The sequence below is a fragment of the Pseudonocardia sp. genome (assembly GCF_050250275.1).
GTDB lineage: Bacteria > Actinomycetota > Actinomycetes > Mycobacteriales > Pseudonocardiaceae > Pseudonocardia.
Genome location: NZ_JBFWOY010000023.1, coordinates 82627 through 96807, shown reverse-complemented (window position 1 = coordinate 96807; position 14181 = coordinate 82627). Strand labels below are relative to the sequence as shown.

Annotated in this window: 15 protein-coding genes; 11 read left to right on the top strand and 4 right to left on the bottom strand. The window is 74.0% G+C overall.

What is annotated here, in order from left to right; all coding sequences use genetic code 11:
* Positions 1-114: 114 nt before the first annotated feature.
* Positions 115-1080 (top strand): acyl-CoA desaturase, encoded by a 966-nt coding sequence (locus tag AB7F12_RS20830; protein WP_428500712.1) that lies wholly within the window; start codon positions 115-117, stop codon positions 1078-1080.
* Between the two features lie 31 nt (positions 1081-1111).
* Here AB7F12_RS20830 and AB7F12_RS20825 read toward each other — a convergent pair whose 3' ends face one another.
* Complete coding sequence (locus AB7F12_RS20825) at positions 1112-1909, bottom strand: lysophospholipid acyltransferase family protein (protein WP_428500711.1); 798 nt, start codon at positions 1907-1909, stop codon at positions 1112-1114.
* Between the two features lie 207 nt (positions 1910-2116).
* Between AB7F12_RS20825 and AB7F12_RS20820 the strand changes: the two genes are divergently transcribed.
* Genes AB7F12_RS20820 through AB7F12_RS20775 form a run of 10 tightly spaced genes read left to right on the top strand, consistent with a single transcriptional unit; the run spans position 2117 to position 10870 of the window.
* Positions 2117-2848 carry an alpha/beta fold hydrolase gene (locus tag AB7F12_RS20820; protein ID WP_428500710.1) on the top strand — a complete coding sequence of 244 codons (732 nt, stop codon included), beginning with the start codon at positions 2117-2119 and terminating at the stop codon, positions 2846-2848.
* Positions 2845-4131, top strand: coding sequence for an NAD(P)/FAD-dependent oxidoreductase (locus AB7F12_RS20815; protein WP_428500709.1), 1287 nt, complete (start codon positions 2845-2847; stop codon positions 4129-4131). Before AB7F12_RS20820 ends, AB7F12_RS20815 begins: the two co-directional genes overlap by 4 nt.
* The gene (locus AB7F12_RS20810; protein ID WP_428500708.1) at positions 4128-4898 is read left to right on the top strand and encodes a DUF1365 domain-containing protein; all 771 of its coding nucleotides are present in this window, start codon (positions 4128-4130) and stop codon (positions 4896-4898) included. Before AB7F12_RS20815 ends, AB7F12_RS20810 begins: the two co-directional genes overlap by 4 nt.
* The gene (locus AB7F12_RS20805; protein ID WP_428500707.1) at positions 4895-6142 is read left to right on the top strand and encodes a class I SAM-dependent methyltransferase; all 1248 of its coding nucleotides are present in this window, start codon (positions 4895-4897) and stop codon (positions 6140-6142) included. The genes AB7F12_RS20810 and AB7F12_RS20805 overlap by 4 nt, the downstream gene beginning before the upstream one ends.
* A gap of 59 nt (positions 6143-6201) precedes the next feature.
* The gene (locus AB7F12_RS20800) at positions 6202-7590 is read left to right on the top strand and encodes a class I SAM-dependent methyltransferase (protein WP_428500706.1); all 1389 of its coding nucleotides are present in this window, start codon (positions 6202-6204) and stop codon (positions 7588-7590) included.
* Entirely contained in the window at positions 7587-8432 is an 846-nt protein-coding gene (locus AB7F12_RS20795; RefSeq protein ID WP_428500705.1) for a DUF1295 domain-containing protein, read from the top strand. Before AB7F12_RS20800 ends, AB7F12_RS20795 begins: the two co-directional genes overlap by 4 nt.
* Complete coding sequence (locus tag AB7F12_RS20790) at positions 8419-8883, top strand: peroxiredoxin (protein ID WP_428500704.1); 465 nt, start codon at positions 8419-8421, stop codon at positions 8881-8883. Before AB7F12_RS20795 ends, AB7F12_RS20790 begins: the two co-directional genes overlap by 14 nt.
* Positions 8880-9344: an SRPBCC family protein gene (locus AB7F12_RS20785; protein WP_428500703.1), complete on the top strand. Its 465-nt coding sequence runs from the start codon at positions 8880-8882 to the stop codon at positions 9342-9344. Before AB7F12_RS20790 ends, AB7F12_RS20785 begins: the two co-directional genes overlap by 4 nt.
* A 42-nt stretch (positions 9345-9386) precedes the next feature.
* The gene (gene map / locus AB7F12_RS20780) at positions 9387-10244 is read left to right on the top strand and encodes a type I methionyl aminopeptidase (RefSeq protein ID WP_428502078.1); all 858 of its coding nucleotides are present in this window, start codon (positions 9387-9389) and stop codon (positions 10242-10244) included.
* Between the two features lie 23 nt (positions 10245-10267).
* Entirely contained in the window at positions 10268-10870 is a 603-nt protein-coding gene (locus tag AB7F12_RS20775; RefSeq protein ID WP_428502079.1) for a pyridoxamine 5'-phosphate oxidase family protein, read from the top strand.
* A 63-nt stretch (positions 10871-10933) separates the two neighbouring features.
* Here AB7F12_RS20775 and AB7F12_RS20770 read toward each other — a convergent pair whose 3' ends face one another.
* From AB7F12_RS20770 to AB7F12_RS20760, 3 genes are all read right to left on the bottom strand, one after another.
* Complete coding sequence (locus AB7F12_RS20770) at positions 10934-11335, bottom strand: DUF3054 domain-containing protein (RefSeq protein ID WP_428502080.1); 402 nt, start codon at positions 11333-11335, stop codon at positions 10934-10936.
* Between the two features lie 54 nt (positions 11336-11389).
* Positions 11390-13228, bottom strand: coding sequence for a penicillin-binding transpeptidase domain-containing protein (locus AB7F12_RS20765; protein ID WP_428502081.1), 1839 nt, complete (start codon positions 13226-13228; stop codon positions 11390-11392).
* A gap of 88 nt (positions 13229-13316) precedes the next feature.
* Complete coding sequence (locus AB7F12_RS20760) at positions 13317-14150, bottom strand: GNAT family N-acetyltransferase (protein ID WP_428502082.1); 834 nt, start codon at positions 14148-14150, stop codon at positions 13317-13319.
* Positions 14151-14181 lie beyond the last annotated feature (31 nt).

The following is a 14181-nucleotide window of genomic DNA, read 5'->3' as shown; positions in this document are numbered from 1 at the left end:
GCCCCGGGTAGGCGACCCTTACCATGGGATCGATCCGCACCGGGGCCGCGCGGCGAACACCTGACGAGCCCCACCGTGCCCCCGCGGATGTGCCCCTGTGGATGTGAGGAAGCCATGACCGTTGCCGACAGCCCGGCCCGCCCGGCCGAGGGCGACGGGCCCGCCGACGGCCCCAAGCCGATTCTCGACGGCACCCGCGCGCTGCCCCAGCAGATCGGCGTCTACATCTTCGTGATGGTGCCGCTGCTGGCCCTGGTCGCCGCGGTCCCGCTGGCCGCGGTGTGGGGTCTGATCGGCTGGGTGGACGTCGCGATCGCGCTGGTGTTCTACGTCGTCAGCGGGCTGGGCATCACCGTCGGCTACCACCGCTACTTCACGCACGGCTCGTTCAAGGCGAACCGGCCGCTGCGGATCGCGCTGGCCGTCGCGGGCAGCCTCGCGATGCAGGGGCCCGTCATCGACTGGGTGGCCGACCACCGCCGCCACCACGCGTTCTCCGACAAGGAGGGCGACCCGCACTCGCCGTGGCTGTTCGGCACCGGTCCCGGCGGGCTCGCCAGGGGGTTCTGGCACTCGCACATGGGCTGGCTGTTCGACCGCGACCAGACCAACGAGGAGCGTTTCACCCCCGACCTGCTCGCCGACCCCGACATCCGCCGGGTCGACGCCCTGTTCGGGCTGTGGAGCGTGCTGACGCTGCTCGTGCCCGCGGGGCTGGGCGCGCTGTTCACGTGGTCGTGGCAGGGCGCGCTGACCGCGCTGTTCTGGGCGGGGCTGGTGCGGGTGGCGCTGCTGCACCACGTGACGTGGTCGATCAACTCGATCTGCCACATGTGGGGCGCACGCCCGTTCGCGGCCCGCGACCGGTCGGCCAACGTGTGGTGGCTGGCGATCGCGTCGTTCGGCGAGTCGTGGCACAACCTCCACCACGCCGACCCGACGTGCGCCCGCCACGGCGTCAAGCGCGGCCAGGTCGACCTGTCGGCACTGGTCGTCCGGGGCTTCGAGAAGGCCGGCTGGGCCACCGCGGTGCGCTGGCCGACCGAGCGCCGGCTGCAGCGGATCGCCCGGGAGTCGTAGGCCCCCGTTCCGTTCGTCCGCGTGCGGGCTGTCAGCTCGCGGCGGCCGTGCCTGCGACGCCGGGGCGGCCCGGGCCGGGGTCGAACGCTGCCGCCGGGGCGGGCTCGCCGCGCAGGTCCGCGACCAGCGCGGTGACCTCGGTCATGATCGCCGCGGTCGCCGCGTCGAGGTGGGTGCGGGTACGGGGCTTGCCCTCGAACGCCGAGAGGTCGACCGGCGGCCCGGCGACGATGCGGATCCGCTTGCGCGGGAACAGCGAGGCCTTCCCGTCCGGCGGGAGCACGTCCTGGGTCCCCCAGTTGGCGACGGGGATGACCGGCACCCCGGTGACCATCGCGATCCGGCCGATCCCGTTCTTGGCCTTCATCGGCCACCCCTCGGGGTCGGCCGTGTACGTCCCCTCCGGGTAGAAGGCGACGACCTCGCCACGCTTCAGCGCCTCGACGGCCTCCTTGTAGGCGTCGCTCGCCCGCGTCGACGACCGGTACACCGGGATGTGCTTCCCGCCGCCGAGCACCCACTTCACCACGGGCACCGACCACAGCTCGGACTTCGCCAGGTAGCGGGGGATCCGGCCGCTGGAGATGACGAACGCGGTGTCGAAGACGGGGTCGGAGAACGAGACGTGGTTGAGCGCGAGCAGCGCGCCACCGGTCTTCGGGATGTGCTCTCCACCACGGAACGAGGGCCGGGTGAGGAACATCGCGAACGGCCAGACGAGCTCGATGGCCAGACCGAACCAGAAGCCCGATCCGCGTCGCGCGCGGCGCAGCGTGAGCAGCACCTTCTCCCGCAGGGTCAGCGGCCGGTCGGCCGTGGTCCGTGGCATGTCGTCCTCCCGGCGGCCCCACCTGCGGGCACGCCCGGCCGGTGGGAAGTCGTGGTCTGGCCCTGATCCTCGCCCATTGTTCGCCGCGCGGAACCGGGCGGGGCGGGTGAGGATTTCAGATGTGACGTCCGTCCCGGGGCGCTCCGATCGTCGACGACGGGCGAACACCGGGTGCACCGCCCCTGTCCGAGGCCTTCCGGAGGTCCCGTGCCCGACCCGTCCCACGACGAGACCCAGCCGCGTGTCGAGCCGTTCGGCCCGGTCTCGGCGCGCCCCCGCGGCGCCGTCCTCGTCCTGCACGGCGGCCGCTCACGCAGCCGCGAACGCGCCCGTCGCGGGCTCGCCTACCTGCGGATGTTGCCGTTCGCGCGGGCCGTGAAGACGCCGCAGACCGCGGTGTACCTGCTGCGCTACCGGTTCCGCGGCTGGAACGGCGGCGCCCGCGACGCGCTGCGCGACGCCAAGTGGGCGGTCACCGAGCTGGGCCGGCTGCACCCGGGGGTCCCGATCGCGCTGGTCGGGCACTCGATGGGTGGGCGGGCCGCGCTCGGCGCCGCCGGCGGCGCCGGTGTCGTCGCGATCTGCGCGCTCGCGCCGTGGGTGACGGCCGACGAGCCGGTCGCGCAGCTGGCGGACCGCGCCGTCGTCATCGCGCACGGCGACCGGGAGCGCATGACCGACCCGGCCGGGTCCTACGCCTACGCGGTGCACGCCAAGCAGGTGACCGACCGGGTCGCCCGCTACGACGTGCTCGGCGACGGCCACGCGATGCTGCGCCGCGCCGGCGACTGGTCCTCATTGGTCCGCCGGTTCGTCCTCGGTGAACTCGGGATCGAACCGATCGATCCCGACATCGCGGACGCCATGCGGGAGCCGTCGCCCACCGGGCTGCGGCGGGAGCTGCACAGGCGGGACCACCACAGAGGAGCCGTGTCATGACAGCGGAGTGCACGACCGGCCGGCCGGCCGTGGCCGTCGTCGGTGGCGGGGTCGCCGGCCTCACGGCCGCGCACGTGCTGCACCGGGCCTGCGACGTCACCGTCTACGAGTCCGACGACCGCATGGGCGGGCACGCCCACACCCACGAGCTCGCGGGCCCCGACGGCGTGGTGCGCGGCGTCGACAGCGGGTTCATCGTCCACAACGAACGCACCTATCCGACGCTGCTGCGGCTGTTCGCCGAGCTCGGGGTGGCCACGCAGAACTCCGACATGTCGATGAGCGTGCGCTGCGACGGTTGCGGCCTCGAGTACGCCGGGGCCCGCCGCGCGCACGGACTGTTCCCACAGCTGTCCAACGTGGCGCGGCCCGCCTACGTGCGGATGCTGGGCGAGGTCGTGCGGTTCCACCGGCACGCACGACGGCTGCTCGCCGCCGCGGACCCCGACGCCGACGCGGTCACCCTGGGGTCGTTCCTCACGATCGGCGGCTACTCCCGCTACTTCGTCGACCATTTCATGGTGCCGGTCGTAGCGGCGGTGTGGTCGGCGGGCGCGACCGTGTCGCTGCGCTACCCGGCGCGCTACCTGTTCACCTTCCTGGCCCACCACGGGATGCTCGGGATCGGTGGCTCACCGCAGTGGCGCACCGTGTCCGGCGGGTCGCAGCGATACGTCGAGCGAGTGGTGAAGAACCTGCACGCGGTACGGACGGCCACACCCGTCGTCTCGGTGCGGCGAACCGGGGGCGGCGTCGAGATCCGCGACGCGGCGGGCGGGACCCGCCACTTCGACAAGGTCGTCGTCGCCACCCATCCCGACCAGGCACTGGCGATCCTGGCCGACCCCACCCCCGACGAGACGGCCGTCCTCGGGGCGTTCGCGTACTCGCGCAACGAGACCTGGTTGCACTCCGACACCTCGGTGCTGCCGCGCCGGTCCGGGGCGCGGGCGTCGTGGAACTACCTCAAGCCCCGCTGCGCCCCCGGCTCCTCGGGGGTGCTGGTCAGCTACGACATGAACCGGCTGCAGCGGCTCCCCGACGCGCCGCCCTACGTCGTCACCCTCGGCGGCGCCGGCCGGGTCGACGAGTCGCGGCTCATCGCGCGGATGACCTACGAGCACCCGATCTACACCCCGGAGTCCGTCGCGGCGCAGCGGCGCCTGCCCGGGCTGGCCACCGACGTCACCGCCTTCGCCGGGGCCTACCACGGCTGGGGCTTCCACGAGGACGGCGCCGCGTCCGGGGTGCGGGCCGCGGCCGCCCTCGGGGTGGCGTGGTGACCCGCGCCGGGGCCCGCGACCGCACCGGTGTCCTGACCCCCGCGCTCTACGACGCGACGGTCCGCCACGTCCGGCGCGCACCCGGGGCCGCGCAGGGCCGGGCGTTCGAACACGACGTCCACACCTGGCTCGTCGACCTCGACGCCCTGCCCCGGCTGCCGCGGCCGCTGCGCCCCTTCGCCCGCTTCGAGGCCCGCGACCATCTCGGCGACCCGGCGTCGACGATCCGGGCGAACGTCGACACCTACCTGGCCACGCACGGGATCGACCTGCGGGGCGGGCGGGTCGTGATGCTGGCCGACGCCCGCGTGCTCGGCCACGTGTTCAACCCGCTGTCGGTGTACTGGTGCCACGACCCCGCCGGGGCGCTCGTCTGCGTCATCGCGGAGGTGCACAACACCTACGGCGAACGGCACAGCTACCTGCTGCACCCCGACGAGCACGGGCGCGCCGAGACCGACAAGGACTTCTACGTCTCCCCGTTCCTCACCGTCGACGGCCGCTACCGGATGCTGCTGCGCACCCCGGGCGAGCGGCTGGCCATCGCCGTGACCCTGCACCAGGACGACGGGATCGCGCTCTCCGCGACGGTCGTGGGCAGCCGCCGGGCCGCCACGACCGGCTCCCTGGTGCGGACGCTGCTGCGTCACCCCCTCGCCACCCGCCGGACCTCGGCGCTGATCCGCCGCCACGGCATCGCGCTGTGGCTGCGTCGGCTGCCCGTGGTCCCCCGTCCGCCGCACGCACCTCAGGAGGGCGTCCAGTGACCACCGAACCGGTCCACCGTCCCGCTCGCGCCGTCCCGCGCCCCCACGAGGGCGTCTGGCCCGGCCTCGCCGACGTCCCCCACGCCCCGGTGCGGGCCCGGATCGCCGAGTCGCTGTTCCGGCGGGCGGTCCGCGACCTGGCGGTGACGGTCGTCCTGCCCGGCGGCGAGACCCTGGGCCGGGGCGGGCCCCGGATGGACATCGTGCGTCCCGACGCGTTCTTCGCCAGGCTCGCGACGTCGTCGAAGATCGGGTTCGGCGAGTCCTACATGGTCGGCGACTGGACCTCCCCGGCCGCCGCCGACCTGCTCACCCCGTTCGCCGCCACGCTGTCGCAGCTCGTCCCCCCTGCGCTGCAACGGTGTGCGCGGCGCTGGGTGGAGGCCCGCCGGCCCGACGACGAGGAGAACACCGTCGAGGGCGCGGCCGAGAACATCCACCGCCACTACGACCTGTCCAACGACCTCTTCTCGATCTTCCTCGACGAGACCATGTCGTACTCGGCGGCGTGGTTCGCCCCGGGCGAGGACGACCTCGCCGACGCCCAGCGGCGCAAGATCGACGGCATCCTCGACATGGCCGGCGTCGCCGAGGGGATGCACGTCCTCGAGATCGGCACCGGCTGGGGCGGCCTCGCGATCCGGGCGGCGCGACGCGGCGCCCGCGTCACGACGCTCACGGTCTCCGCCGAGCAGGCCCGCCTCGCCGAGGAGCGCATCACCGCCGCGGGCCTCGCCGACCGGATCCAGGTGCTGCTGCGCGACTACCGCGAGGCGCAGGGCAGCTACGACGCCGTCGTGTCGGTCGAGATGATCGAGGCCGTCGGCGAGCGTTACTGGCCGACCTACTTCGCGACGCTCGACCGCCTGCTCAAGCCCGGCGGCCGGATCGGGCTGCAGTCGATCACCATGCCGCACGACCGGCTGATGGTGTCGCGCAGCGACTACACCTGGATCCACAAGTACGTCTTCCCCGGCGGGCTGATCCCGTCGGTCGAGGCGATCGAGTCGAACCTCGCCGGGCACAGCTCGCTGCGGATCGCGCAGCGCCGCAGCCTCGGCCCGGACTACGCCCGGACGTTGGCGCACTGGAACGCCCGCTTCCAGGACCGTTGGCCCGACGTCGCCGCCCTCGGCTTCGACGAGACCTTCCGCCGGATGTGGGAGTTCTACCTCGCCTACTGCGAGGCGGGCTTCCGCGTCGGCTACCTCGACGTCTTCCAGTTCTCCCTCCGACGCCCGTGAGCCGCGGTGGCGGCCACCGCCGGCACCACCACCCGCGACCATCCCAGTGAGGAGCCAACGTGCCACGTCCCGTCGCGCCCCAGCTCGCCGACCTGCTCGAACGCGTCCTCGGGGCGGCGCTGCCCGTCCGCATCCGGGCCTGGGACGGCAGCGAGGCCGGCCCCACCGACGACCCGTCGGCACCCGTGGCCGTGCTGCGTCACCGCCGCGGGCTGCGCCGGCTGCTGTGGGCGCCCGGTGAGCTCGGGCTCGCCCGGGCGTTCGTCGCCGGGGAGCTCGACGTCGAGGGCGACGTCGCCGACGGGCTGTCGCGGTTCTGGTCGCTGGCCCGCGCGAACCAGCTCGGCGCGGTCTCGCCGAGCGCCGCCGACAAGCTCGCCGCCGCCGCGCTCGCCGCCCGGCTCGGTGTCGTCGGGCCGCCGCCCAAGCCCCCGACGTCGGAGGCCCGGCTCTCGGGCGGGCTGCACACCCGCCGCCGCGACCGGGACGCGATCGCCCACCACTACGACCTGTCCAACGACTTCTACGAGTTCCTGCTCGACCCGCAGATGGCCTACTCGTGCGGCTACTGGACCCGGGAGGCCGGACCCGGCTACGGCCTGGCCGACGCCCAGCGCGACAAGCTCGACCTGGTCTGCCGCAAGCTCGGGCTCGAGCCGGGGATGCGGCTGCTCGACGTCGGCTGCGGCTGGGCGTCGCTGCTGGTCCACGCGGCGCAGCACTACGGCGTGACCGCGGTCGGGGTGACCCTGTCGGCGCAGCAGCGCGACTTCGGCGTCGCCCGCGTCGCCGCCCTCGGGCTGTCGGACAAGGTCGAGATCCGGCTGCAGGACTACCGCGCGGTGACCGACCCGGGCTTCGACGCCATCTCGTCGATCGAGATGGGTGAGCACGTCGGCGAGGAGAACTATCCCGTCTACGCCGCGCAGCTGCACCGGCTGCTGCGCCCCCACGGGCGGCTGCTGCTGCAGCAGATGTCGCGGGGCGCGTCCGGCGCCAACAGCGCCCCGGGCGGCGGCGCGTTCATGGAACGCTACGTCGCACCCGACATGTTCATGCGCCCCCTGGGGTCGACGCTGAACTTCCTGGAGGAGGCCGGTCTCGAGGTCGTCGACGTCCACTCGCTGCGCGAACACTACGTGTGGACGGTCCGGCCCTGGCTGGACACGTTGCAGGACAACAGGGCCGAGGCTGTCCGGCTGGTCGGCGAGGAGCAGTTCCGGGTGTGGCTGCTCTACCTCGCGGGTGCGTCGCTGGCGTTCGAGGAGAACCGTATGGGCGTGCACCAGATCCTCATGGTCCGCGCCGGCGCCGACGGCCGCTCCGGCCTGCCCCGCAGCCGCACCCGGATCCTCGGTCCCGACCCCGCACTCGCCAGGTCGGCCGCCGACGTCATTCCGGCGGAGGTCGGGTCGGCGCGCGCCGAGACCCCGGTTCCGACGCGATGACCGGCTTCCCCTGGGCGGCCGTGGCCACGAACCTGTGGGTCACCGCGGTCGCCGTGCTGGTCGTCATGCTCGCGACGCTGGGCGTCGCGGTACTGCGGGGCGGGCGCCACGACGGCATCGACATCGTCTGGGGCGCCGGGTTCGCGGTGATCGCCGTCGTCACCCTGGTCCTGTCGGCGGGCGACGGCGACGCGTGGCGGCGCTGGCTGATCACCGCCCTCACCGTCGTGTGGGGCCTGCGGCTGGCCTGGCACATCGGGCGCCGCAACCACGGCAAACCCGAGGACGAGCGCTACGTGGCGCTCATGAAGGAGGCGAAGGGCAACCCGTACCTGCACGCCTTCCGCAAGGTCTACCTCACGCAGGGCGTCGTGATGTGGGTCGTGTCGCTGCCCGTGCAGCTCGGCCAGTACGGCACCGCCGGGGGCGTGCTCGCGGTCGTCGTCACCGTCCTCGGTGTGCTGTCGTGGTGCACCGGGTTCTTCTTCGAGACGGTCGGCGACGCCCAGCTCGCCCGGTTCACCGCGGACCCTGCCAACAAGGGCAGGGTCATGGACCGCGGCCTGTGGCGCTACACCCGCCACCCCAACTACTTCGGCGACGCCGCGGTCTGGTGGGGGCTGACCCTGATCTCCCTGCACCACCTGCCGGCGCTCGTCGGCCTCGTCTCCGCCGCGCTCATGACGTGGCTGCTCGCCAAGGGCACCGGGGCGAAGCTGCTCGAGTCCTCCATCGGGGAGCGCCGACCCGGCTACGCGGACTACGTTCGCCGTACCAGCGGGTTCATCCCCATGCCCCCACGCGCCCGATCGACCGAGAGGACACCCGATGAGGCCCGGTGACGTCGTCGACGACTTCGAGCTCCAGGACGAGACCGGAGCGGTGCGTTCCCTGTCCGGCCTGCTGGCCGACGGGCCGATCGTGCTGTTCTTCTACCCCGTCGCCTCCTCCGGCGGCTGCACCCGGGAGGCCTGCCACTTCCGCGACCTCGCCACCGAGTTCGCCGCGGTCGGCGCCTCACCCGTCGGCATCTCCGGTGACGACGTCTCCGCGCAGCGCCGCTTCGCCTCCGCCCACACGCTGGGCTACCCGCTGCTGTCCGACCCCGGCCACGCCGTCGCCAAGCGGTTCGACGCCTTCCGCCGCTGGCTGCCCGGCGGCCTGCACACCCGGCGGCGCACGTTCGTCATCGGCACCGACCGTCGGGTCATCGCCGAGTTCTCCAGCGAGACGAAGTTCGACCAGCACGCCGACGAGGCCCTCAGCGCCCTGCGCGCCCACCGCGCCGCATGACCCGGCCCGGCCACGCCGTCGTCACCGGCCGCACCGTCACCGCCTCCACCGTCGTCGCCGCGCCGCCCGCCGACGTCTTCGCCCTGCTCGCCGACCCCCACCGCCACCACGAGTTCGACGGCTCCGGATCGGTCCGCGGCGCCGTGACCGGCCCGCACCGGCTCGACCTCGGCGACCGGTTCTCGATGAGCATGAAGATCGGGCTGCCCTACCGCGTCACCAACACCGTGGTCGAGTTCGAGCCCGACCGCCGGATCGCCTGGTGCCACTTCGCCAGGGCCGTGTGGCGCTACGAGCTCGAGCCGGTCGGCGACGGCGCCGCGGCGGGCACCCGCGTCACCGAGACGTTCGACTACGGCACGTCGCCGTGGGCGCGGGGTCTGGAGCTCGCGAAGTTCCCCCAGGGCAACGCCAGGTCGATCCGCGACACCCTGCGCCGCCTCGCCGCGCTCTTCGCCTGACGGGCCGGGGAGCCGGCCGGCGCAGCGCTTAAGCTGGTGGCCATGCCTGCCCGCACGCTGCTCACCCCCGGCATCGTCACGCCCGAACGTCCCGTCCCCGCGCACATCCCGCGGCCGGAGTACGTCGGCAAGGACGCGCCCGCGCGGAGCACCGAGCCGTGGGTGCAGAGCGACGAGGTCATCGAGGCGATGCGCGTCGCCGGGAAGATCGCCGCACAGGCCCTCGCCGTGGGCGGGGCGGCCGTCCGGCCCGGTGTCACCACCGACGAGATCGACCGCGTCGTCCACGAGTTCCTCGTCGACCACGACGCCTACCCGTCGACGCTGGGCTACCGCCGCTTCCCGAAGTCGTGCTGCACCAGCCTCAACGAGGTCATCTGCCACGGCATCCCCGACTCGACGGTCGTCCAGGACGGCGACATCGTCAACATCGACGTCACCGGCTACATCGGCGGCGTCCACGGCGACACCAACGCCACCTTCCTCGCGGGCGAGGTGTCCGAGGAGGACCGGCTGCTCGTCGAGCGCACCCGGGAGGCGACGATGCGCGCCATCAAGGCGGTCCGCCCCGGCCGCGAGCTCAACGTCGTGGGCCGCGTCATCGAGTCCTACGCCCGCCGGTTCGGCTACGGCGTGGTGCGCGACTTCACCGGCCACGGCATCGGGCGCTCGTTCCACAGCGGCCTCGTCGTGCTGCACTACGACCAGCCCGACGTCGACACCGTCCTCGAGACGGGCATGACCTTCACGATCGAGCCCATGATCACCCTCGGCACGGTCGAGTACGACATCTGGGACGACGACTGGACCGTCGTCACGAAGGACCGGCGCCGCACCGCGCAGTTCGAGCACACCGTCCTGGTCACCGCCGACGGAGCCGAGATCCTCACCCTGCCCTGACCCCCGTCCCCGGGAGGCTCCCCATGGCCAAGGTCCATGACGGCATCACCGCGCGCATCGCCGACTGGGTGCACGAGCAGCCGATGTTCTTCGTGGCGACGGCCCCGCTCTCGGGCGACGGCATGGTCAACGTCTCGGTCAAGGGCACCACGGGCACGTTCCGCGTCGTCGACGAGCACACCTTCGCCTACGTCGACCTCACCGGCAGCGGTGCCGAGACCGTGGCGCACCTGCGGGAGAACGGCCGGATCTGTGTCATGTTCGTCTCGTTCGACGCGCGCCCCGACGTCGTGCGCTTCCACGGCACCGGCACCGTCGCGTTCCCCGGCGACCCCGGCTTCGAGGAGCGGCTCGCCCTGTTCGGCGACGCCGGGACCAGCCGCAGGGCCCCGGCCCGGGCGGTGGTCACGGTCGACGTCACCCGTGTCGCCGACGCCTGCGGCTACGCCGTGCCGCTGATGGAGCTCACCGGCGAACGCGACCTGCTCGACTCGTGGTCGGACTGCCGGACACCCGACGCGCTGGCCGACTACCGGGCCCGCAGGAACGCCACGAGCCTCGACGGACTGCCGGCGATCCCGGTCCGACGTCCCGGCGCCGTGGAACACACGGCGGGCAGCGACTGAGAGCGCCCCCGGGCCCCGAGCCGGGCGGGGTGCGGCTCACCCGTGGCAGCGCCCGGGGCAGGGTCAGTGGCGGGCCGCACGGGCGGCGCGGCGGTCGACGATCTCGGCGACGACGGCCGACACCCCCCGCCAGCCGATCAGCAGGACCGTGAGCGCGACGAGGGTGACGAGGGCGAAGGTCAGCGGCAGCCGGCCGGTGAACGCCGCACGCAGCAGCAGACCCAGCACGACCGTCCCGGCGAGCACGGTGCCACCCGCCACGAACCCCGCGGGCCGGGCCCGCACCCACGGCGTCGCCCAGGCCACCCCGAGCCCGATGACGAACGGCGCGGCCGTCACCAGGACACCGCCGACCCCACCGGCCTCCTCGTGGCTGGCGCGGCCGATGGCGGCGAACACGAGGACGGCGACGACGTCGGCGGCCAGGGCGAGAGCGGCGACGCGGGGCGTCCGGAGGGCGGGCACGCGCTCCAGGGTAGGCGGTGCCGTGCCGGACGAGCCCACGGCCGGCCGGGCACGTCAGCCGAGCGCGGCCAGGAACCGTTGCGCCACACCGACCGCCGGGCCCGAGGACCCACCGTCGACGACGAGCACCGCGAACGCCACGTCGCCCCGGTAGCCGACGAACCAGCCATGGGCCCGGTTGGCACCGTTGACGCTGTACTCGGCCGTACCGGTCTTGCCGAACACCTCGCCGCTGCGGGACAGGGCGGTCGCGGTGCCGCTGGTGACGACGGCGCGCATCATCGGCCGCAGCTGGTCGAGAACTGACTGCGGCGGTGGGGCGGTGGCCGGCTTCGTGGCGTCGGTGGCGCGGCCGCGGATGAGCTGCGGCACGACGGGGGCGCCCTTCGCGACGGTGGCCGCGACCAGCGCCATCCCAAACGGGGTGGCGACGACGTCGCCCTGGCCGAACCCGTCCTCGGCGCGCTGCACGCGGTCGGGCGCGGGCGGCACGGACCCGGTGACCGTGGTGAGGCCGGGGACCGCGAAGTCGGCGCCGAAGCCGAGCTGCAGCCCCGCAGTGGGCAGCGCGTCGGCCGACATCTGCGCCGCGAGCTGCGAGAACGTGGTGTTGCACGACCGCGCGAACGCCTGGGTGAGCGGAACGGTGCCGAGCTCGAAGCGGTCCTCGTTGGGGACGAGCCTGCCGTCGATCGTGGTGGTTCCCGGGCAGGGCTGCGGGGAGTCGGCGGTCACGCCGAGCGTCTCGAGCGCCCCCGTGGCGGTGACGATCTTGAAGGTCGAGCCGGGCGGGTACCGGCCGGTGAGCGCGATCGCGCCTGCGGCGTCGGCCTGGGTGTTCTGCGCGACGGCCAGGATGTCGCCCGTCGACGGGGACAGCGCGACGAGCGCGACCTGCTGCGGCAGCGACTCGACCGCGTCCTCGGCCGCGTTCTGGACGGCGTGGTCGAGGGAGAGCGTGACCGTGGTGCCCGGCGTCGGGGGCTGCTCCTGCAGCGTCGCGATCGTCGCGCCACCGCCGCCGAGGATCTGCACCGACCAGCCGGCGACACCGGTGACCTGCGGCGTCACCTCGGTTCGGACGGGGGTGAGCACCTGGCCGGCGAAGCCTGCGGACTGCGCGAGCAGCCGGGTCTGGGTGGCGAACCGCACGCCCGGCAGATCGTGGATGGCGTCCTTGACGGTGCGGTAGTCGGTGTCGCGCAGGACGGCGACCGAGTAGCCCTGCCCCGCGGGGGCGGCGCCCGCGCCGTCGGCGATCGACCGGCCGGTGATGCCGGGGACCAGCGGGGCGAGCGCGCGGGCGAGGGCCCCGGTGACGGCCGCGAGATCTCCTGCGGCCGTGCGGTCGAGCAGGATGTTGACCACGGGGGTGGGCGCGAGCAGCGGGGTGCCGCCGCGGTCGACCACCGGGGCCGGCTCGGGGGTGTCGACGACCAGCGACAGCCGCTGCCCGGCCGCGAGCTCCGGGTGGATCGCCGCGGGCGTCCAGTGCACGGTCCAGCCCGCGTCGGCCTGCGGCGCCGCGCGGGCCTGGATCTCGCCGAGGTAGCCCCAGCGCCGGTCCTGCCCGAGATCCCACGCCACGTCGACCGAGGCGGTGGCCTTGTCGCCCGCGGTGCGGACCTGGCCGAGGGTGGCGGTGAGCCCGGCGGGGGCGAGAGCCTTGCGCACGTCGGCCAGCGCCGCCTGCGCGGCCGCCGGGTCGTCGGTGAGGCGGGCCGCCCCCGCGTCGTCACCGCGGGTCCACGCGTCGAGGTAGGCCTGGACGGCCTTCTCCTCGCCGCTGGGGCCGAAGACCGAGCAACCGCCGGCGACGAGCGCGACCACCAGCAGCCCCGCGAGCAGCCCGAGCCGCCGGGGGCTCACGACGCGACGACGGGGAGCGGTCACGCGCCCGAGTATGCCCGCCGACCCCGACGATCCCGGCGCACCCGCCCGGCGAGGTCCTCGGGACCCACGTTCGGGCGACCCCACAAGGTCAGAACAAGACCGTCGCGAAGCTCGCGACCTGCGTGAACCCGATCCTGCTGTACACGGACCGGGCGACGTGGTTGAAGCCGTTCACGTACAGGCTGGACACGCGTCCCAGCGCGGCGAGCCGGTCGGCGACCGCGGCGGTGCCGACGGTCCCGTAGCCCTGCCCACGTTTCGACGGGTGCACCCAGACCCCCTGGATCTGTCCCACCTGCGACGACAGCGCCCCGATCTCGGCCTTGAACACGACCTGACCGTCCTCGAAGCGGGCGAACGCGCGCCCAGCGGACACGAGCTCGGCGACGCGCGCCCGGTAGCCGGCGCCACCGTCGCCCGCGCGCGGGTCGACGCCCACCTCCTCGGTGAACATCGCGACGGCGGCGGGCAGGTAGGCGTCGATCTCCTCGGGCCGCACCGGCCGGACCAGCGGGTCGGGCGCGATCGTGGGCGGTCCGGCGAGGACCATCAGCGGCTGGTCGGGCCGCACCTCGCGGGCCGGCGCCCAGGCCGGCGCCAGCTCGTCCCACAGCGGCAGGACCAGCTCCGCCCGCCCGACCAGCGACGAGCAGCCACGCCCGTGGCGGCGCGCGCGGTCGGCGAAGCTGCGCAGCGCGGACCGCTCCCCGCGCAGCGGGACCAGGTTCGCGCCGGAGAAACAGAGCCCGTCGAGCCGGGGTCCGACCGACCACAACTCCCCACCCAGCCGCCACGGATCCAGACCGGCGACCTCGACGCGGGCGGCGACCATGCAGGCGGCCACGGGATCGGCCTCCAGGGCGGCCCGGACCCCGGCACGGTCACGGTCGTCGAGCAGTCGAGCACCCGCGACTCTGAGCACCCTCCTACGGTGCCACACCGGAGCGCCGGTG

What these genes read in the sequence shown, in the direction of transcription:
- map (WP_428502078.1), top strand. Translation starts at nt 9,387, where the DNA reads ATGCCTGCCCGCACGCTGCTCACCCCCGGCATCGTCACGCCCGAACGT.
- AB7F12_RS20795 (WP_428500705.1), top strand. Translation starts at nt 7,587, where the DNA reads ATGACCGGCTTCCCCTGGGCGGCCGTGGCCACGAACCTGTGGGTCACC.
- AB7F12_RS20825 (WP_428500711.1), bottom strand. Translation starts at nt 1,909, where the DNA reads ATGCCACGGACCACGGCCGACCGGCCGCTGACCCTGCGGGAGAAGGTG.
- AB7F12_RS20775 (WP_428502079.1), top strand. Translation starts at nt 10,268, where the DNA reads ATGGCCAAGGTCCATGACGGCATCACCGCGCGCATCGCCGACTGGGTG.
- AB7F12_RS20785 (WP_428500703.1), top strand. Translation starts at nt 8,880, where the DNA reads ATGACCCGGCCCGGCCACGCCGTCGTCACCGGCCGCACCGTCACCGCC.
- AB7F12_RS20790 (WP_428500704.1), top strand. Translation starts at nt 8,419, where the DNA reads ATGAGGCCCGGTGACGTCGTCGACGACTTCGAGCTCCAGGACGAGACC.
- AB7F12_RS20830 (WP_428500712.1), top strand. Translation starts at nt 115, where the DNA reads ATGACCGTTGCCGACAGCCCGGCCCGCCCGGCCGAGGGCGACGGGCCC.
- AB7F12_RS20815 (WP_428500709.1), top strand. Translation starts at nt 2,845, where the DNA reads ATGACAGCGGAGTGCACGACCGGCCGGCCGGCCGTGGCCGTCGTCGGT.